Origin of the sequence: Streptomyces sp. NPDC093260, assembly GCF_040683715.1 — a bacterium.
Lineage (GTDB): Bacteria > Actinomycetota > Actinomycetes > Streptomycetales > Streptomycetaceae > Streptomyces > Streptomyces sennicomposti.
In genome coordinates, this window is the sequence record NZ_JBFBEK010000005.1 from 42,515 (window position 1) to 61,980 (window position 19,466).

General features: G+C 71.2%; 14 protein-coding genes. 10 read left to right on the forward strand and 4 right to left on the reverse strand.

The annotated features are described in order from the left end of the window. Positions 1 to 102: 102 nt before the first annotated feature. Positions 103 to 921, forward strand: a complete 819-nt coding sequence (locus AB0N63_RS08175) for a lysozyme (protein WP_365525775.1) — start codon at positions 103 to 105, stop codon at positions 919 to 921. Between the two features lie 298 nt (positions 922 to 1,219). Here the strand turns inward: AB0N63_RS08175 and lon are convergent, their stop codons facing one another. Both lon and AB0N63_RS08185 read right to left on the reverse strand, forming a co-directional pair. Then, positions 1,220 to 3,643 carry an endopeptidase La gene (lon, locus tag AB0N63_RS08180; protein WP_365525778.1) on the reverse strand — a complete coding sequence of 808 codons (2,424 nt, stop codon included), beginning with the start codon at positions 3,641 to 3,643 and terminating at the stop codon, positions 1,220 to 1,222. Between the two features lie 178 nt (positions 3,644 to 3,821). Beyond that, a complete protein-coding gene (locus AB0N63_RS08185) occupies positions 3,822 to 4,526 on the reverse strand; it encodes a rhomboid-like protein (protein WP_365525782.1) in 705 nt (234 codons plus the stop codon). A gap of 422 nt (positions 4,527 to 4,948) precedes the next feature. Between AB0N63_RS08185 and AB0N63_RS08190 the strand changes: the two genes are divergently transcribed. The 7 genes from AB0N63_RS08190 to AB0N63_RS08220 all read left to right on the forward strand — a co-directional run bounded on the left by AB0N63_RS08190 (position 4,949) and on the right by AB0N63_RS08220 (position 14,364). Beyond that, on the forward strand, positions 4,949 to 5,626 hold the full coding sequence (locus AB0N63_RS08190; protein ID WP_365525783.1) for a spermidine synthase: 678 nt from the start codon (positions 4,949 to 4,951) through the stop codon (positions 5,624 to 5,626). A gap of 122 nt (positions 5,627 to 5,748) precedes the next feature. Further along, positions 5,749 to 6,486 carry a response regulator transcription factor gene (locus AB0N63_RS08195; RefSeq protein WP_365525786.1) on the forward strand — a complete coding sequence of 246 codons (738 nt, stop codon included), beginning with the start codon at positions 5,749 to 5,751 and terminating at the stop codon, positions 6,484 to 6,486. A 251-nt stretch (positions 6,487 to 6,737) separates the two neighbouring features. Then, positions 6,738 to 7,796 (forward strand): ATP-binding protein, encoded by a 1,059-nt coding sequence (locus AB0N63_RS08200; RefSeq protein WP_365526412.1) that lies wholly within the window; start codon positions 6,738 to 6,740, stop codon positions 7,794 to 7,796. 281 nt (positions 7,797 to 8,077) lie between these two features. Further along, positions 8,078 to 11,875, forward strand: a complete 3,798-nt coding sequence (locus tag AB0N63_RS08205) for a multifunctional oxoglutarate decarboxylase/oxoglutarate dehydrogenase thiamine pyrophosphate-binding subunit/dihydrolipoyllysine-residue succinyltransferase subunit (RefSeq protein ID WP_365525788.1) — start codon at positions 8,078 to 8,080, stop codon at positions 11,873 to 11,875. 173 nt (positions 11,876 to 12,048) lie between these two features. Next, entirely contained in the window at positions 12,049 to 12,228 is a 180-nt protein-coding gene (locus AB0N63_RS08210) for a DUF6104 family protein (RefSeq protein ID WP_014674941.1), read from the forward strand. A 212-nt stretch (positions 12,229 to 12,440) separates the two neighbouring features. After that, entirely contained in the window at positions 12,441 to 13,334 is an 894-nt protein-coding gene (locus tag AB0N63_RS08215) for a hypothetical protein (protein WP_365525790.1), read from the forward strand. Between the two features lies 1 nt (position 13,335). Then, positions 13,336 to 14,364: a helix-turn-helix transcriptional regulator gene (locus AB0N63_RS08220; RefSeq protein ID WP_365525793.1), complete on the forward strand. Its 1,029-nt coding sequence runs from the start codon at positions 13,336 to 13,338 to the stop codon at positions 14,362 to 14,364. A 39-nt stretch (positions 14,365 to 14,403) separates the two neighbouring features. On the opposite strand, the gene AB0N63_RS08225 is transcribed toward AB0N63_RS08220, so the two are convergent. Then, positions 14,404 to 15,369 (reverse strand): zinc-binding dehydrogenase, encoded by a 966-nt coding sequence (locus tag AB0N63_RS08225; protein WP_365525795.1) that lies wholly within the window; start codon positions 15,367 to 15,369, stop codon positions 14,404 to 14,406. Positions 15,370 to 15,735: 366 nt separating this feature from the next. Beyond that, the gene (locus AB0N63_RS08230; RefSeq protein WP_365525797.1) at positions 15,736 to 16,959 is read right to left on the reverse strand and encodes an NADP-dependent malic enzyme; all 1,224 of its coding nucleotides are present in this window, start codon (positions 16,957 to 16,959) and stop codon (positions 15,736 to 15,738) included. A gap of 556 nt (positions 16,960 to 17,515) precedes the next feature. Here AB0N63_RS08230 and AB0N63_RS08235 point away from each other — a divergent pair. Together AB0N63_RS08235 and AB0N63_RS08240 are read left to right on the forward strand one after the other, a co-directional pair. Then, positions 17,516 to 18,478, forward strand: coding sequence for an ABC transporter substrate-binding protein (locus AB0N63_RS08235; RefSeq protein WP_365525800.1), 963 nt, complete (start codon positions 17,516 to 17,518; stop codon positions 18,476 to 18,478). Positions 18,479 to 18,510: 32 nt separating this feature from the next. Further along, positions 18,511 to 19,452 (forward strand): amino acid ABC transporter permease, encoded by a 942-nt coding sequence (locus AB0N63_RS08240; protein ID WP_365525803.1) that lies wholly within the window; start codon positions 18,511 to 18,513, stop codon positions 19,450 to 19,452. The last annotated feature ends 14 nt before the right edge of the window (positions 19,453 to 19,466 follow it).

Consider the following 19,466-nt stretch of genomic DNA (forward strand, 5'->3'; position numbering starts at 1 on the left):
CGTCACCGGCGGGTCTTCCCTGATCCGCTCTCCCCCCGTGCGACCGTGGGCCGTGCCCGCTTTATCCCCCACCGAGCAACACCGAGCTTTCGGAGGCACGTCATGCCCGTGCACAGATCCGGAACGGCCCGCGCCCGGCGGCTGACCGCAGCGGGAATCCTGCTCGCGGCGTTCTCCTTCCTCCTCACGGCGCCCTCCTCGGCCACCACGACGCCCGCCCGCGGCTCCGCCTACATGGGCATGGGCGTTCTGGCCCACGACGGCCAGAGCGGCACACCCACGACCGACAAGGCCGCCCAGACCGAGGGCGTCGACGTCGCCGGCTACCAGGGCAACGTCGCCTGGTCCACCCTCTGGAACAGCGGCGTCCGGTGGGCCTACACCAAGGCGACCGAGGGCACGTACTACACCAACCCCTACTTCGCGCAGCAGTACAACGGCTCGTACAACGTCGGCATGATCCGCGGCGCGTACCACTTCGCGACCCCGGACACCACCAGCGGCGCCACCCAGGCCAACTACTTCGTGGACCACGGCGGCGGCTGGTCCAAGGACGGCAAGACCCTGCCGGGCGCCCTCGACATCGAGTGGAACCCCTACGGCGCCGCCTGCTACGGCAAGTCCGCGAGCGCCATGGTCAGCTGGATCGCCGACTTCCTGAACACCTACAAGGCCCGCACCGGCCGCGACGCCGTCATCTACACGGCCACCAGCTGGTGGACCCAGTGCACCGGCGACTACGGCGGCTTCGCCGCGAACAACCCGCTGTGGATCGCCCGCTACGCCTCCACCGTGGGTACGCTGCCGGCCGGCTGGGGCTACTACACGATGTGGCAGTACACCTCGTCCGGCCCGACCGTCGGCGACCACGACAAGTTCAACGGCGCCCTGGACCGCGTGCAGGCACTCGCCAACGGCTAGCCCTCGGCCGCCGGGGGCCCGGGGGACGCCCCCCCGGACAAGCACGGCAACGGCGCCCTGGACCGCGTGCAGGCACTCGCCAACGGCTAGCCCTCGACCGCCGGGGGCCCGGGGGGCGCCCCCCGGACAAGCACGGCAACGGCGCCCCGGCCCTCGCCAACGGCTGCCCGCGGCTCTTCGGCCCCGTGGCCGATCAGCCCGGGCCGATCGGCTCCACGACTCCGCGCAGCCGCCGCGCGCGGGTGAAGGCCCGGGCCCCGCAAGGGGACCCGGGCCTTCGTACATCCGGCGGCGTCCGTCACGCCGCCGCCGGAACCTCCCTCTCCGCACCGTTCGTCGCCGGCGCGAGGGCCAGTTCCAGGACCTGGCGGACGTCGGTGACGGCGTGGACGTCGAGCTTGTCCAGCACCTCCGCCGGGACGTCGTCCAGGTCCGGCTCGTTGCGCTTGGGGATGATCACGGTGGTCACCCCCGCGCGATGGGCGGCGAGCAGCTTCTGCTTGACGCCGCCGATGGGCAGCACCCGCCCGGTGAGCGACACCTCACCGGTCATCGCCACGTCCGTGCGCACCAGCCGCCCGGACAGCAGCGAGGCCAGCGCGGTCGTCATCGTGACGCCCGCGCTCGGACCGTCCTTGGGAACCGCGCCCGCCGGGAAGTGGATGTGCACGCCCCGGTCCTTCAGATCGCCCACCGGCAGCTCCAGCTCCGCGCCGTGGCTGCGCAGGAAGCTCAGCGCGATCTGCGCGGACTCCTTCATCACGTCGCCCAGCTGACCGGTGAGCGTCAGCCCCGCGGCGCCCGTCTCCGGGTCGGCCAGCGACGCCTCGACGTACAGCACGTCGCCGCCGGCCCCGGTCACCGCCAGGCCGGTCGCCACGCCGGGCACGGCCGTCCGGCGCTCGGCCGGGTCCTGTGCGGACTCCGGCACATGGTGCGGCCGGCCGATCAGGTCGCGCAGATCCCCGCCGGTGACGGTGAACGGCAGCTCCCGCTCGCCCAGTTCGTGCTGCGCCGCGATCTTGCGCAGCAGCCGGGCGATGGACCGCTCCAGGGTGCGCACGCCCGCCTCGCGGGTGTACTCGCCGGCCAGCCGGCGCAGCGCGCCCTCCTCGATGGTCACCTCGTCCGCGAGCAGACCGGCCCGCTCCAGCTGGCGCGGCAGCAGGTGGTCGCGGGCGATGACGACCTTCTCGTCCTCGGTGTAGCCGTCCAGCCGGACGATCTCCATCCGGTCCGCCAGCGCCTCCGGGATGGCCTCCAGGACGTTGGCGGTGGCGAGGAAGACCACGTCGGACAGGTCCAGCTCCACCTCCAGGTAGTGGTCCCGGAAGGTGTGGTTCTGCGCCGGGTCGAGGACTTCGAGCAGGGCCGCGGCCGGGTCGCCGCGGAAGTCGGAGCCCACCTTGTCGATCTCGTCCAGCAGGACCACCGGGTTCATCGACCCGGCCTCCTTGATGGCGCGCACGATCCGGCCGGGCAGCGCGCCGACGTACGTACGCCGGTGGCCGCGGATCTCGGCCTCGTCGCGGACGCCGCCGAGGGCGACCCGGACGAACGTGCGGCCCATGGCGTGCGCGACGGACTCGCCGAGCGAGGTCTTGCCGACGCCGGGCGGGCCGACCAGGGCGAGCACCGCGCCGCCGCGCCGCCCGCCGATCACGCCGAGGCCACGCTCGCCGCGGCGCTTGCGCACCGCCAGGTACTCGGTGATGCGCTCCTTCACGTCCTCCAGTCCGGCGTGCTCGGCGTCCAGCACCGCCTTGGCGCCCTGGATGTCGTAGGCGTCCTCGGTGCGCTCGTTCCACGGCATCTCCAGGACCGTGTCGAGCCAGGTGCGGATCCAGGAGCCCTCGGGCGACTGCTCGGAGGCGCGCTCCAGCTTGTCGACCTCCTTGAGGGCGGCCTCGCGGACCTTCTCGGGCAGGTCGGCGGCCTCGACGCGGGCGCGGTAGTCGTCGGACTCCTCGCCCTCGCTCTCCCCGTTCAGCTCGCGCAGCTCCTTGCGGACGGCTTCGAGCTGGCGGCGCAGCAGGAACTCGCGCTGCTGCTTGTCGACGCCCTCCTGGACGTCCTTGGCGATGGTCTCGGCGACGTCCTGCTCGGCGAGGTGGTCGCGCAGTTGCTGGGTGGCGAGCTTGAGGCGGGCCACCGGTTCGGCGGTCTCCAGCAGCTCGACCTTCTGGTCGGTGGTCAGGAACGGCGAGTAGCCGGAGTTGTCGGCGAGCGCGGAGACGTCCTCGATGGCCTGGACCCGGTCGACGACCTGCCAGGCGCCGCGCTTGCGCAGCCAGGCGGTGGCGAGGGCCTTGTACTCCTTCACCAGCTCGGCGACCTGACCGGGCAGCGGGTCCGGCACGCTCTCGTCGATCCGCGTGCCCTCGACCCACAGGGCCGCGCCCGGCCCGGTGGTCCCGGCGCCGATCCGGATCCGGCTCCGGCCGCGGATCAGCGCGCCGGGGTCGCCGTCGGCGAGCCGTCCGACCTGCTCGACGGTGCCCAGCACTCCGGTCTTCGCGTACGTGCCCTCGATCCGGGGCACCAGCAGCACCCGCGGCTTGCCGGGCTCGTCCCGGGCGGCGGCCTGCGCGGCCTCGACCGCGGCGCGCACCTCGGAGTCGCTCAGATCGAGCGGGACCACCATCCCTGGCAGCACGACCTCGTCGTCGAGGGGCAGCACAGGCAGGACGATCGGCGTGAACGGCATGGACTCAGCAGCCATGATCTCCCTTTCGGCAGTCAAGTTGAGCTATGCCGACTCAATGCGTGGGCGCCCATGATTGTTCCCCGACTCTTGTTCGCTGTGAGCGATCAGCCGGGAACGGAGCGGAAACAGCAGGTGAGAGCGGTGCCGGCAGGGCTCCGGCCGGCGCACGGTCAGCCGTCCGCGCGACGCCCGTTCAGCCCCGTCCGCAGGACCCCCCGTCAGCCCTCCGCCCCCACGGCCCGTCGGCCCCCGCTCGCCGCCCGCTCCACCGCCGCAGCGCGGGCCAGGTCGCGACACCGAGGGTCACGGCGATCAGGTGCCCCGCGCTCGTCATCGGGTCGGCGAAGGTGAGCAGGTCCGACAGCGCCGCCCCCACGAACACCGCGAGCACGCTCCAGCGCGCCCAGGGCCGCAGCAGCCCCGCCAGGGCGCCGAGGCTCGCGGCGACGCCGAAGCTGATGCCGTAGTCGAGGCGGTGCAGCGAGCTGTCGGGCAGTCGCCCCGCCAGGACCGCGAGCCCGACGGGGACCTCGGTGGCGAGGGTGGCCAGTACGTGCCCGCACAGGAAGACGCAGGCCGCGCGCACCGCCCCTATCCGCCGCTCCAGCCCGGTGAGGACCAGCAGGAAGCACAGGGAGTACGGCGAGGCGATGCCGCCCGCGATCCACAGCGCGCTGCCCGCCAGCACCGGCAGCGGCGTCCGGACGAGGTGGGCGACGTCCGTGCTGGAGCCGCGGTACACGGCGTCCATCACGTCGGGACCGGCGTACCGCGCGACGGCCGAGGTGACGACGAGCAGCGTGCCGTAGGCGAAGGTGAAGGGGGTCGCGGCGGGGCGGGGCAGCAGGCGGGCCAGGCGCGGACGGCAGCGGCGCGCAACCCCGGAGGCCGCGGCCACCGGCCCGGCGGTACCGACGCCCCCGGCGACCTCAGGGACTGCGACGACTCCGACCGCCTCAGGACCCCCGGCGGCCCCGGTGTGCGCAGAGCCCCCGCCGGCCCCGACGGTCGGGGGGACCGCCTCCGGCGGCACCCCGGACGGCTCCGTCCTGGGCCGTTGGCGCGGCACGCCGTCCAGCAGGGGCGAGGTCACGGCCTCGTCCGGGGCGGTCCGCTCCACGGCAGGGCTCCTTTCCGTCGGACCCAACCCTTCGCACCGCGCGCACCCCTGTCTATGACCGACGCCACCCGGTGGCCGATTCACAGCGGCCTCATGGCTCACTCCCGCCGCGCGGCGAACTGCGCGGCCTGCGGCGGAGCTCGCCTCCCGTCACCCGTAATTCGCGTGGCCGCCGTGATCAGTTGGGGCAGGATGACACCATGACCGCCTCGTACGAGACCCCTGTGGTCCTGGACCGCCGCGAGGGCCCCTACGGCGAGGTCGTGCTGCGCCGGCACGGGGCGCTGCTCCAGATCATCGCCAACGGCTGCTTCCTGATGGACACCTCCGACGGCCGCTCCGAGCGGCTGCTCGTGGACGCGGCCCGCGCCGCGTTGGACGACCGCCCGGCGCCGCACGTGCTGATCGGCGGGCTCGGCGTCGGCTTCTCGCTGGCGCACGCCGCCGCCGACCCGCGCTGGGGCCGGATCACCGTGGTCGAGCGGGAGCCCGCGATCATCGACTGGCACCGCGACGGCCCGCTGTCCGGACTGACCGCGCCGGCGCTCGCCGATGCGCGCACCGGCATCGTCGAAGCCGATCTGCTCGCTTACGTCAATGAGACATCGGACACTTTCGACGCGCTCTGCCTCGACATCGACAACGGCCCCGACTGGACCGTCACGGAGGGCAATCGGGGACTGTACGGGCCGCCCGGACTCGCCTCCTGCGTACGGGTGTTGAGGCCCGGCGGAGTGCTCGCCGTGTGGTCGGCGCAGCCGTCTCCGGAATTTGAAGGAACCTTGCGGAATGTCGGATTCCAGCAGGTGCACACCGAAGAGATCCCGGTTGCCCGGGGCGTTCCCGACGTCGTGCATCTCGCCGTCAGACCTGGATAGCAATGCGACGGTGACTCCCCGTACGCTGCATCCCTGGCGCCGATCATTCAAGCGTCAATCGCAACCATGCGCAGTCGAGGAATCACCCCACGGATTCCGGAAGCACACCTCAGGGGCGGGCGATGGAGCAGACACACACCTCGCACAACGGCACGACGGCCGGCCCGGGCGCACAGCGCCGGGTCCTGGTCGTCGAGGACGATCAGACCATCCTGGACGCCATCGCCACCCGCCTGCGGGCCGAGGGATTCTCGGTGCAGACCGCGGGCGACGGCCCGGCCGCCGTCGACACCGCCGAGGCCTGGCAGCCGGATCTGCTGATCCTCGACATCATGCTGCCCGGCTTCGACGGCCTGGAGGTCTGCCGCCGGGTGCAGGCGCAGCGCCCGGTTCCGGTGCTGATGCTCACAGCGCGCGACGACGAGACCGACATGCTCGTCGGGCTCGGGGTGGGTGCCGACGACTACATGACCAAGCCGTTCTCGATGCGGGAGCTGGCGGCGCGCGTGCATGTGCTGCTGCGCCGCATGGAGCGGGCCGCGCTGGCCGCCGCGACGCCGCGCAGCGGCATCCTGCGCCTGGGCGAGCTGGAGATCGACCACGCGCAGCGCAGGGTGCGGGTGCGCAGCGAGGACGTGCACCTCACGCCCACCGAGTTCGACCTGCTGGTGTGCCTGGCGAACACCCCGCGCGCGGTGCTCTCCCGCGAGCAGCTGCTGGCCGAGGTGTGGGACTGGGCGGACGCCTCCGGCACCCGGACCGTCGACAGCCACATCAAGGCGCTGCGCCGGAAGATCGGCGCCGAGCGGATCCGCACGGTGCACGGCGTGGGTTACGCGCTGGAGACGCCGACCCCATGAGCGCGGGGCGGCCGGCCGCACGGCGGGACCGGCGGGAACTTCCGTTCGGGCGGCGTCGCGAGAGCGCGCGCCGGGAGCGGCGGGCGGCCCGCGACGGCGAGCGCGGTGCGGGACGTGGTGACGGGCGCGAGGGCGCACACCCGGTTGCGGACGGGACGGTGAACGGCTCCCCCGCCCGGGTCCGGCCCGGCTTCCCGGTCCTGGGCGACGCCGGTTCCCCGGCCGGGCGCCGCAGCGGCTTCCGCGCGCGGATCAGGCTGGGCTTCTCGGTCAAGACCAAGCTCGGCGCGCTGGTGGTCATCTCGGTGCTGATCACGACGGGGCTGTCGATGATCGCGGTGCACACCCGGACCGAGCTGCGCTTCATCATGGTGTTCTCGATGATCGCCACCCTGCTCATCACGCAGTTCGTGGCGCACTCGCTCACCGCGCCGCTGGACGAGATGAACGCCGTGGCCCGCTCGATCTCGCACGGCGACTACACCCGCCGGGTGCGCGAGAACCGCCGGGACGAACTCGGCGACCTGGCGCAGACGATCAACCGCATGGCGGACGAGCTGGCGGCGCAGGACCAGCAGCGCAAGGAGCTGGTGGCGAACGTCTCGCACGAGCTGCGCACCCCGATCGCGGGCCTGCGGGCGGTGCTGGAGAACATCGTGGACGGGGTCACCGAGCCCGACGCGGAGACCATGCGCACCGCCCTGAAGCAGACCGAGCGGCTCGGCCGGCTGGTGGAGACGCTGCTGGACCTGTCCCGTCTGGACAACGGCGTCGTGCCGCTGAAGATGCGCCGGTTCGAGGTGTGGCCGTATCTGTCGGGGGTGCTGAAGGAGGCCAACATGGTCGCCTCCGCGCGCGCGGAGATGGCCTCCGGGTCCGGCAGTCACACCCGTACGGACGTCCATCTGCGCCTGGACGTCTCCCCGCCCGAGCTGACCGCGCACGCCGACCCGGAGCGGGTCCACCAGGTGCTCGCCAATCTGATCGACAACGCCGTCAAGCACAGCCCGCCGCACGGCCAGGTGACGGTGAAGGCGCGGCGCGGTCCGCAGCCGGAGTCGCTGGAGCTGGAGGTCCTCGACGAGGGACCCGGCATCCCCCGCTCCGAGTGGCACCGTGTCTTCGAGCGCTTCAACCGGGGCCAGGTGAGCCGGCCGCACGGTCCGGGCAGCGACGGCGGGACCGGGCTCGGGCTGGCGATCGCGCGCTGGGCGGTGGATCTGCACGGCGGCCGGATCGGGGTGGCCGAATCCGAGCGGGGCTGCCGGATCCTCATCACCCTTCCAGGGCTTCCCTCAGTTCAAAGTTGACGTAAAGTTCGAGCCGGAACCACAAGATCCACGAGCATCCGGGCAGACGGACACGTGTGATCAGGCAGGGGACCGCGCCCCGTACGGGCCGGACCCGGGTCCCCCCTTCCCGCGCTCAGGCGAACCACGCTTGTTTCCCGCCATTTCAAGCCCCGAAACACAGCTTTCGATGTGACTTACGCGACGATGAACCGGCCCGACCTGACCTTCCCCCTCCGGGAGGCGTAGCCTTTATTCCCGCTGTCCATCACCTTGTGAAGCGGAAGAGGGCGGTTGCCGCCGTGTCGCCACAGTCCCCCAGTAACTCGAGCATCTCCACCGAGACCAGCCAGGACGGGAAGAACCCCGCGGCGGCCTTCGGTGCCAACGAGTGGCTCGTCGACGAGATCTATCAGCAGTACCTCCAGGACCCGAACTCCGTAGACCGCGCCTGGTGGGACTTCTTCGCCGACTACAAGCCGGGGGCCGCCGCGGCTGACTCCTCGGCCCCGTCGGCTCCCGCGGCCGCGGGGGCCGCGGGAGCCGGCACGACGTCCCAGGCGGCGCCCGCCGCGCAGGCTCCGGCGGCTGCGGCCCCGGCCGCGCCCGCAGCCGCCCCGGCGCAGCCCGCCCCGGCCCCGGCCACCGCCCCGGCGAAGGCCCCGGCGCCCGCGAAGGCCCCGGCGCCCGCGAAGCCGGCCGCCAAGGCCGAGCCCGCCGCCGCGTCCCCCGAGGGCCCGGAGTTCGTGACGCTGCGCGGCCCGTCCGCCGCGGTCGCCAAGAACATGAACGCCTCCCTGGAGCTGCCCACGGCCACCTCCGTGCGCGCCGTCCCGGTGAAGCTGCTGTTCGACAACCGCATCGTCATCAACAACCACCTCAAGCGGGCCCGCGGCGGGAAGATCTCCTTCACGCACCTGATCGGGTACGCGATGGTGCAGGCCATCAAGGCCATGCCGTCGATGAACCACTCCTTCGGGGAGAAGGACGGCAAGCCGACCCTGGTCAAGCCGCCGCACGTCAACCTCGGTCTCGCCATCGACCTGGTCAAGCCCAACGGCGACCGCCAGCTCGTCGTCGCGGCGATCAAGAAGGCCGAGACGCTGAACTTCTTCGAGTTCTGGCAGGCCTACGAGGACATCGTCCGCCGCGCCCGCGACGGCAAGCTGACGATGGACGACTTCACCGGCGTCACCGTCTCCCTGACCAACCCCGGCGGCCTCGGCACCGTGCACTCCGTGCCGCGCCTGATGCCCGGCCAGTCGGTGATCATGGGCGTCGGCTCCATGGACTACCCGGCGGAGTTCCAGGGCACCTCCCAGGACACCCTGAACAAGCTCGGCATCTCCAAGGTCATGACGCTCACGTCGACCTACGACCACCGGGTCATCCAGGGCGCCGCCTCCGGCGAGTTCCTGCGCCAGGTCGCCAACCTGCTGCTCGGCGAGAACGGCTTCTACGACGAGATCTTCGAGGCGCTGCGCATCCCCTACGAGCCGGTCCGCTGGCTCAAGGACATCGACGCCAGCCACGACGACGACGTCACCAAGGCCGCCCGCGTCTTCGAGCTGATCCACTCCTACCGGGTCCGCGGCCACGTCATGGCCGACACCGACCCGCTGGAGTACCGCCAGCGCAAGCACCCCGACCTGGACATCGTCGAGCACGGCCTCACCCTGTGGGACCTGGAGCGCGAGTTCGCCGTCGGCGGCTTCGCCGGCAAGTCGATGATGAAGCTGCGCGACATCCTCGGTGTGCTGCGCGACTCGTACTGCCGCACGGTCGGCATCGAGTTCATGCACATCCAGGACCCCAAGCAGCGCAAGTGGATCCAGGACCGCGTGGAGCGCCCGCACTCCAAGCCGGAGCGCGAGGAGCAGCTGCGCATCCTGCGCCGGCTGAACGCGGCGGAGGCCTTCGAGACCTTCCTGCAGACCAAGTACGTCGGCCAGAAGCGGTTCTCCCTGGAGGGCGGCGAGTCCGTCATCCCGCTGCTGGACGCGGTCCTCGACTCCGCGGCCGAGTCCCGCCTGGACGAGGTCGTCATCGGCATGGCCCACCGCGGCCGCCTGAACGTGCTGGCGAACATCGTCGGCAAGTCGTACGCGCAGATCTTCCGCGAGTTCGAGGGCAACCTCGACCCGAAGTCGATGCACGGCTCCGGCGACGTCAAGTACCACCTGGGCGCCGAGGGCGTCTTCACCGGCCTGGACGGCGAGCAGATCAAGGTCTCGCTGGCCGCGAACCCCTCCCACCTGGAGACGGTCGACCCGGTCATCGAGGGCATCGCCCGCGCCAAGCAGGACATCATCAACAAGGGCGGCACGGACTTCACCGTCCTGCCGGTGGCGATCCACGGCGACGCGGCCTTCGCGGGCCAGGGCGTGGTGGCCGAGACCCTGAACATGTCGCAGCTGCGCGGCTACCGCACCGGCGGCACGGTCCACATCGTCATCAACAACCAGGTCGGCTTCACCGCCGCTCCGGAGTCCTCGCGCTCCTCGATGTACGCCACCGACGTGGCCCGCATGATCGAGGCCCCGATCTTCCACGTGAACGGCGACGACCCGGAGGCCGTCGTGCGTGTGGCGCGGCTCGCCTTCGAGTTCCGCCAGGCGTTCAACAAGGACGTGGTGATCGACCTCATCTGCTACCGCCGCCGCGGTCACAACGAGTCGGACAACCCGGCCTTCACCCAGCCGCTGATGTACGACCTGATCGACAAGAAGCGCTCGGTGCGCAAGCTCTACACCGAGTCCCTGATCGGTCGCGGCGACATCACCCTGGAAGAGGCCGAGCAGGCGCTCCAGGACTACCAGGGCCAGCTGGAGAAGGTCTTCACCGAGGTCCGTGAGGCCACCGCGCAGCCCGCCGTCCCGGCCGCCGCTGACCCGCAGGCCGGCTTCCCGGCCGAGGTCGACACGGCGATCTCCGCCGAGGTCGTCAAGCGGATCGCCGAGTCCCAGGTCAACCTGCCCGAGCACTTCACCGTCCACCCGCGTCTGCTGCCCCAGCTCCAGCGCCGGGCGGCGATGGTCGAGGACGGCACCATCGACTGGGGCATGGGCGAGACCCTCGCCATCGGCTCGCTGCTGCTGGAGGGCGTCCCGGTCCGGCTGTCCGGCCAGGACTCGCGCCGCGGCACCTTCGGCCAGCGCCACGCGGTCCTCATCGACCGCGAGACCGGCGAGGACTACACGCCGCTGCTGTACCTCTCCGACGACCAGGCCCGCTACAACGTCTACGACTCGCTGCTCTCCGAGTACGCGGTCATGGGCTTCGAGTACGGCTACTCGCTGACCCGCCCGGACGCGCTGGTGATGTGGGAGGCCCAGTTCGGCGACTTCGCCAACGGCGCCCAGTCGGTCATCGACGAGTACATCTCGGCCGCCGAGCAGAAGTGGGGCCAGACCTCCGGCGTCACGCTGCTGCTGCCGCACGGCTACGAGGGCCAGGGCCCGGACCACTCCTCGGCCCGGATCGAGCGTTACCTCCAGCTGTGCGCGCAGAACAACATGACGGTCGCGATGCCGACCCTGCCGTCGAACTACTTCCACCTCCTGCGGTGGCAGGTGCACAACCCGCACCACAAGCCGCTGGTGGTCTTCACCCCGAAGTCGATGCTGCGCCTGAAGGCCGCCGCCTCGAAGACGGAGGAGTTCACGACGGGCCGCTTCCGCCCGGTCATCGGCGACGCCTCGGTCGAGGCGAACGCCGTGAAGAAGGTCGTCTTCTGCTCCGGCAAGGTCTACTACGACCTCGACGCCGAGCGGAAGAAGCGCGGCGTGACGGACACCGCGATCATCCGCATCGAGCGCCTGTACCCGCTGCCGGGTGCGGAGCTCCAGGCGGAGATCAAGAAGTACCCGAACGCCGAGAAGTACCTGTGGGCCCAGGAGGAGCCGGCCAACCAGGGCGCCTGGCCGTTCATCGCGCTCAACCTGATCGACCACCTGGACCTGGCGGTCGGCGCGGACGTGCCGCACGGCGAGCGCCTGCGCCGCATCTCCCGCCCGCACTCCTCCTCCCCCGCCGTGGGTTCCGCCAAGCGGCACCAGGCGGAGCAGGAGCAGCTGGTGCGCGAGGTGTTCGAGGCGTAGCCGCTGCCGCGGGCGTCCTCGTCCGCGGGTCGCGCGTGACCGGGCCGCATCCCCAGTGGGGGTGCGGCCCGGCCGCTTTCGTCATGGGTGGTGCGGGCCGGGGCGTCCCGGGTGCCAGGGCGCCCGCGGCCCGGCCGTTTCCGCAGGCTTTCGGCGCACTTATCCTTGGGCGCATGTACTTCACTGACCGTGGCATCGAAGAGCTGGAGAAGCGGCGGGGCGAGGAGGAGGTCACCTTCGAGTGGCTGGCCGAGCAGCTGCGGACCTTCGTCGACCTGAACCCGGACTTCGAGGTTCCGGTGGAGCGGCTGGCCACCTGGCTGGCCCGCCTGGACGACGAGGAAGACGAGTAGGGCCGGGACGGCCCGGTGCCGGCCGGCCCGGGCCCGGTACCGGTGGCGGGTCCGGTGCCGGCGGGGCCGGCGGCCCGTCCGCGGGGCGCTCCTTCGGGGGGCGCCCCTTTCGTGTGTCTTGACTTTCCGTGTCCGCGATATATCGTGTCTGGTGGTGGACACGATATGGCGTGTCGCGTCACCGTTCCGGTCCGTCCCAGGAGGTCAGCACCATGTCCGAGTGGTCCGTGGGGGAGCCCAGGAAGCTCACCTTCGACAAGCCCGTGACCGAACTGCACGTCCGCGTCGTCAACGGCACGGTGAACGTCGTGGGCACGGACGACGACTCCGCCCGGCTGGAGGTGTCCGAGATAGAGGGGCCTCCCCTCCTGGTCACCCAGCAGGGCGGCACGCTGACCGTCGCCTACGACGACCTGCCCTGGAAGGGCTTCCTCAAGTGGCTCGACCGCAAGGGCTGGCGGCGCAGCGCCGTGGTCTCCCTGGCCGTCCCGGCGAGCACGCGCGTCGAGGTCGGGGTGGTCGGCGCCGCCGCGGTGGTCTCCGGGATCGACGGCCGCACAGAGGTCAGGGGCGTCACCGGCGACACCACGCTGGTGCGCGTCACCGGCCCGGTGCGCGCCGACACCGTCTCCGGCAGCGTGGAGGCGCAGGCCCTCTCCGGGGACCTGAGCTTCCACTCGGTCTCCGGTGACCTGACGGTGGTCGAGGGCGCCGGCTCCTCGGTGCGGGGCGACTCGGTGAGCGGCTCGATGATCATCGACATCGATCCGGCGAGCCGCCCCACCGACATCTCCCTGACGAACGTCTCCGGTGAGATCGCCATCCGGCTGCCCCACCCCGCGGACACCCGGGTGGAGGCGAACACCGCGAGCGGTTCGGTCTCCAACGCCTTCGAGGACCTCCGGGTGAACGGCCAGTGGGGTGCCAAGCGGATCACCGGCCGGCTGGGGACGGGCCAGGGCAGGCTGAAGGCGACGACCGTCTCCGGCTCCATCGCCCTGCTGCGCCGGCCGCAGGCAGCGGACGACTTCGGGGACTCCGCTCCGGGCGGGACCGGCCCCACCGACGGCCCGGCCGACGGCACGACCGACAAGAAGGTGCTCTGACATGCCTCCCGTCTTCGCCCATGGACGTCTGCGGCTGTATCTGCTCAAGCTGCTCGACGAGGCCCCCCGCCACGGCTACGAGGTGATCCGCCTCCTGGAAGAGCGTTTCCAGGGGTTGTACGCGCCCTCGGCGGGAACCGTCTATCCGCGGCTGGCCAAACTGGAGGCCGAGGGCCTGGTCACCCACACCACCGAGGGCGGCCGCAAGGTCTACGCCATCACGGACGCCGGCCGCGCCGAACTGGCCGACCGCAGCGGTGAACTGGCCGACCTGGAGCTGGAGATCCGCGAGTCGGTCGCCGAACTCGCCGCCGAGATCCGGGCCGATGTGCGCGGCGCCGCGGGCGATCTGCGCCGGGAGATGCGCGCGGCGGCGTCCGCGGCCCGGCAGGGTCCGGCGAAGGGCGGCTGGGAGTCCGGGAGCGGCGAGGCCGGTGGCGCGGGCGACGAGAATGAGGCCTGGCGGACCGCCAAGGAGGAGATGCGCCGGGTCAAGCAGGAGTGGAAGGAGCAGGCCCGGCGCGCCAAGGACGAGAGCCGGCGGGCCCGTGAGGAGGCCCAGCGGGCCCGGCGTCAGGCCAAGGAGGCGCAGGAGCGCGCCCGGGCCCAGGCACAGGAGGAGTTCCAGCGTGTCGCCCGGCGCCTCCAGGAGCAGGTGCAGGACCACTTCGCACGGGGCGACTGGCCGACGGGGGTGCGCGAGGGGCTGACCGAGATCGCCAAGGAGTTCGGCGACTTCGGCAAGAACTTCGCGTTCGGTCGCCCGTCCGCGGGCGAGGCGGCGGGGCGCGCCGAGTACTCCCAGACCCCGGAGGACTTCCCGGCCGCCTGTGAACCCTCGTGGGCGCACGAGGACTTCACCGGCGACCCGGCCCGCGATCTGGACCGGCTGCTGGACCGCTTCCGGGACGACATCCGGGACGCGGCCCGGGACCAGGGCATCACGGCCGATCAGCTGCGTGAGACCCGCCGCCATCTGTCGACGGCGGCGGCCCACATCGGCGCCCTGCTGCGCGGCCCGAAGGTCTGAGAGTCACGCGGCCCGAGGATCTGGTGGTCTGACGGGCGCTCAGGACGAGCTGAGGACGATCTTGCCGAACTGGTCTCCGGAGGCCAGCCGTTCGAAGCCCTCGCGGGCGCGGTCGAGCGGCAGCACCTCGTCGATGACGGGGCGAACACCGGTGGCGGCGCAGAAGGAGAGCAGGTCCTCCAGTTCGTCCTTGGTGCCCATGGTGGAGCCGACCACCTTGAGTTCCAGGAAGAAGATCCGGGTCAGCTCGGCGTGGGAGGGGCGGTCGCCGCTGGTCGCGCCGGAGATGACGAGGGTCCCGCCGGGGCGCAGCGACTTCACCGAATGGGACCAGGTGGCCGCGCCGACGGTCTCGATCACGGCGTCCACACGCTGCGGCAGCCGCGCCCCGGCCTCCACCGCCTCCACGGCGCCGAGTTCGAGAGCCCGCTTGCGCTTGGCCTCGTCCCGGCTGGTGGCGAAGACCCTGAGGCCGGCGGCCTTGCCGAGGACGATCGCGGCGGTGGCGACACCGCCGCCGGCGCCCTGCACCAGCACCGAGTCACCGGGGCGTACGCCCGCGTTGGTGAACAGCATCCGGTAGGCGGTGAGCCAGGCCGTGGGCAGGCAGGCGGCCTCCGCGAAGGAGAGTTCCTTCGGCTTGGGCAGGATGTTCCAGGTGGGGACGGCGACCTGCTCGGCGAAGGTGCCCTGGTAACGCTCGGTCAGGATGGAGCGGGGCTCCTCGGGGCCGACGCCGTGGCCGCTCTGTCCGATGACGGAGTGGAGGACGACCTCGTTGCCGTCCTCGTCGACGCCCGCGGCGTCGCAGCCGAGGATCATGGGCAGCCTGTCCTCGGACAGGCCCACGCCCTTGAGGGACCAGAGGTCGTGGTGGTTCAGGGAGGCGGCCCTGACGTTGACGGTGCTCCAGCCGGGGCGGGCCTCGGGGGCCGGGCGCTCCCCCGACTCCAGTCCGTTCAGCGGCTGGTCGCGGTCGATTCGGGCGGCATAGACAGCGAACATGACCTTGACGATAGGCCCGCTCCGCCCGTCACGGAACCGACCGCCCCTGTGACACACGCCCTCTTGCCAACGATGCCGTGCGTGCGACGGGACGCACGGCGCCTCGTTCCGCCGGATGCGCAGCCGCTGTGCCGGCCAGGTGGGCCACCGTTCCCGCTCCTCCCCCGCGCGCGTACCGCCGGGTGCGTCGCCCCTCCCCGCGCGCGTACCGCCGAGCCCGTCACCCGTACGGCCGGCTGGGGCACCGCCCTGTTCGCACCCCGTTCCGCGACACGGGCCGTCCTCGGTGGCGTGCCCGGGCGAGGGAATGGCCCCGCTCTTTCGGGCGGGGCCATTCGGGTTCGTACCGGCTCGCGCCGGGTCACATCAGCGGCGGGCGACGCCCTCCGCCCGGGCGGCCGCGGCGACCGCCGCCGTGACGGCGGGGGCGACGCGCTCGTCGAACGGCGAGGGAATGACGTAGTCCGCGGCGAGATCGTCGCCGACGACCCCGGCCAGCGCCTCGGCCGCCGCGATCTTCATGCCCTCGGTGATCCGCGACGCCCGCACCTGCAGCGCACCGGCGAAGATGCCGGGGAACGCGAGGACGTTGTTGATCTGGTTGGGGAAGTCGGACCGACCGGTGGCCACGACCGCCGCGTACTTGTGCGCGACGTCGGGGTGCACCTCCGGGTTCGGGTTGGCCATGGCGAAGACGAAGGCGCCCTTCGCCATGGAGGCGACGGCCTCCTCGGCCACCGTGCCGCCGGAGACGCCGATGAAGACGTCGGCGCCGTTCAGCGCGTCCTCCAGCGTCCCGCTGAGGCCGGCCTTGTTGGTGAACTCGGCCAGCTCGCGCTTGACCGGCGTGAGGTCCTGCCGGTCGGCGGAGACGATGCCCTTGCGGTCGGCGACCGCGACGTCGCCGATGCCGGCCTCGACCAGCATCTTGGCGATGGCGACACCGGCCGCGCCCGCGCCGGAGATGACGGCGCGCAGCTCGGCGATGGTGCGCCCGCTCAGCCGGGCCGCGTTGCGCAGCGCGGCGAGGGTGACGACCGCCGTCCCGTGCTGGTCGTCGTGGAAGACCGGGATGTCGAGGCGCTCCTGGAGCTTGCGCTCGATCTCGAAGCACCGGGGCGCCGAGATGTCCTCCAGGTTGACGCCGCCGAAGGACGGCGCGAGCCGCACGACGGTCTCGACGATCTCGTCGGCGTCGGTGCAGTCGAGGGCGATCGGCACCGCGTCCACGCCGCCGAACTGCTTGAAGAGGATCGCCTTGCCCTCCATCACCGGGAGGGAGGCTTCGGGTCCGATGTCACCGAGGCCGAGCACGGCCGTGCCGTCGGTCACGACGGCGACGACGGACGACTTCCATGTGTAGTCGTTGACCAGGTCCGGCTGCTCGGCGATGGCGGTGCACACCCGCGCGACGCCGGGCGTGTACGCCAGGGACAGGTCGTCCTTGTCCCGGACGGGCACGGTGGCCTGCACGGCCATCTTGCCGCCACGGTGCAGCGCGAACGCCGGATCGAAGGAATCCAGCGGCTCTGCCCCGCCGTCCTGATCCGTACTGCTGTCGCTGCGAGGATTGACGATCTCCGCTGCCACTTGGTTTTACCCCTTAATTGTTCATGGTTTGAGGGTGGCCACTCCTGGTGAGGGGTGGGCGGGACCGCGCACAGCCCTGTGAGTGATGCTTCGGGCGCATACGCGTCGGGCGCGCCGCACACGCGCCCTGAGCCCCAGGATGAGGGGTGTAAAGAACCTTCATACCGGACGCGCGGCGTCGGCGACGAGTCCATAACGCGAAGGTCACATGACGACGCCCCGACACTTGGCCCAATATGGGGACAAGTACTCGTCGAATGTTTGACAAGGCCCTGGAATCACCCAAAAGACGTGTTCCTTTGATCCACATCCCGGGACGGGCAGAAGATCTTCCGGCCGGAAGAGGGCATTCCCGCAGATGATCCGGCCTTGCTGGGGCGCATATGAGGGGTTCGGAGGTCTCCCGTTATCCGATTTTGACATGGCGAGTCCCCTGATTGGCGCATCCCGAATGGCAAGATGCGTCAATCGCACGAGGTCGCGACACCCGAAGGTGTGCTGTCGTCGACCCCACCACCCATCGGCAACGCCACCCATCCGCCGGAGGAGAACCACCATGACCGCACGCTCCACCCGTCGTACGACCACCGCCAAGCACTCCCGTCTGGCAGCGGCCGGTGCGATCGCGGTCGCAGGCGCCCTGATCCTCACCGGCTGCGGTGACCAGACCAAGGACACGGACAAGTCGTCCGACAACGCGTCGTCCGCCTCGGCGCCGCTGGCGAACAAGCTCCCGGCCTCGATCCGCGACAAGGGTGTCATCCGGGTCGGCTCCGACATCTCCTACGCCCCGGTCGAGTTCAAGGACGCCTCCGGCAAGGTCGCCGGTATCGACCCGGACCTCGCGGACGCGATGGGCAAGCAGCTCGGCGTGAAGTTCGACTTCCAGAACGGCACCTTCGACGCCCTGCTCACCGGCCTGCGCTCCAACCGCTACGACATCGCGATGTCGGCGATGACGGACAACAAGAACCGCCAGGACGGCGTGGACCCGACCACGGGCAAGAAGGTCGGCGAGGGCGTCGACTTCGTCGACTACCTCCAGGCCGGCGTCTCCGTCTACACCCGCAAGGGCGACACCAAGGGCATCGCCACCTGGTCGGACCTGTGCGGCAAGAAGATCGCCGTGGAGCGCGGCACCGTCTCGGAGGACCTCGCCAAGGCCGAGACCAAGAAGTGTCCGGCCGGCAAGCAGATCACCATCCAGGCCTTCGACGACAACCAGCAGGCCGAGACCCGACTGCGCTCGGGCGGCGCCGACGCCGTCTCCGCCGACTTCCCGGTCGCCGCCTACGCGGTCAAGACCTCCGGCGGCGGCAAGGACTTCGAGATCGTCGGCGACCAGGTCGAGGCGGCCCCGTACGGCATCGCGGTCGGCAAGTCGAACACCCAGCTGCGCGACGCCCTCCAGGCCGCGATGGACGCCGTCATCAAGAGCGGTGAGTACCAGAAGATCCTGGCCAAGTGGGGCGCCCAGGACGGCGCCGTCCAGCAGTCCGCCGTCAACGGCGGCAAGTGACCGCCCCGCGCGGCCACCGAAAGGCAACACCTGTGAGCGCTGACATCGACAAGACGGCGGAGCCCAAGGGCACGCCTCCCGCCGGACCGCAGGCCGTCAAGGCCATCCCGGTCCGCCACTACGGACGGTACGTCACCGCCGTCATCGCGATCGCCCTGCTCGCCGCGATCATCTACGCCTTCAGCCAGGGCAAGATCAACTGGCAGGCCGTCCCCGACTACTTCTTCGACGACCGGATCACCACCGGCGTCGGCAAGACCCTCCTTCTGACCGTCCTGTCGATGCTGATCGGCATCGTCGGCGGCATCGTCCTCGCGGTGATGCGCCTGTCGAAGAACCCGGTGACCTCGTCCATCGCCTGGTTCTACATCTGGTTCTTCCGCGGCACCCCGGTCCTGGTCCAGCTGTTCCTCTGGTTCAACCTGGGCCTGGTCTTCGAGTACATCAACCTGATGCCGTTCTACAAGGACTACTGGTCGAACTTCATGACGCCGCTGCTGACGGCGCTGCTCGGCCTGGGTCTGAACGAGGCGGCGTACATGGCGGAGATCTGCCGCGCCGGCCTGCTCGCCGTCGACGAGGGCCAGACCGAGGCGGCCCACGCGCTCGGCATGAGCCACGGCAAGACCCTGCGCCGGATCATCATTCCGCAGGCCATGCGGGTGATCGTGCCGCCTACCGGCAACGAAGTGATCAACATGCTCAAGACGACCTCGCTCGTGGCGGCCGTCCAGTATCCCGAGCTGTTCCGCTTCGCCCAGGACATCGGCACGGTCTCCGGCGCCCCGGTGGAGATGTACTTCCTCGCCGCCGCCTGGTACCTGATCCTCACCTCCGTGCTGAGCGTGGGCCAGTACTACCTGGAGCGCTACTACGCACGCGGCTCCAGCCGCAGCCTGCCGCCGACGCCGTGGCAGAAGGTCAAGGCCAGCATGTTCTCCATCGGCCGGCCGAAGGGAGCCGTGGGCGCATGAGCGACAAGCTCACG

Coding starts and splice junctions, on each gene's coding strand:
- AB0N63_RS08175 (WP_365525775.1), top strand. CDS start 103: ATGCCCGTGCACAGATCCGGAACGGCCCGCGCCCGGCGGCTGACCGCA.
- lon (WP_365525778.1), bottom strand. CDS start 3,643: ATGGCTGCTGAGTCCATGCCGTTCACGCCGATCGTCCTGCCTGTGCTG.
- AB0N63_RS08190 (WP_365525783.1), top strand. CDS start 4,949: ATGACCGCCTCGTACGAGACCCCTGTGGTCCTGGACCGCCGCGAGGGC.
- AB0N63_RS08195 (WP_365525786.1), top strand. CDS start 5,749: ATGGAGCAGACACACACCTCGCACAACGGCACGACGGCCGGCCCGGGC.
- AB0N63_RS08210 (WP_014674941.1), top strand. CDS start 12,049: ATGTACTTCACTGACCGTGGCATCGAAGAGCTGGAGAAGCGGCGGGGC.
- AB0N63_RS08215 (WP_365525790.1), top strand. CDS start 12,441: ATGTCCGAGTGGTCCGTGGGGGAGCCCAGGAAGCTCACCTTCGACAAG.
- AB0N63_RS08220 (WP_365525793.1), top strand. CDS start 13,336: ATGCCTCCCGTCTTCGCCCATGGACGTCTGCGGCTGTATCTGCTCAAG.
- AB0N63_RS08225 (WP_365525795.1), bottom strand. CDS start 15,369: ATGTTCGCTGTCTATGCCGCCCGAATCGACCGCGACCAGCCGCTGAAC.
- AB0N63_RS08235 (WP_365525800.1), top strand. CDS start 17,516: ATGACCGCACGCTCCACCCGTCGTACGACCACCGCCAAGCACTCCCGT.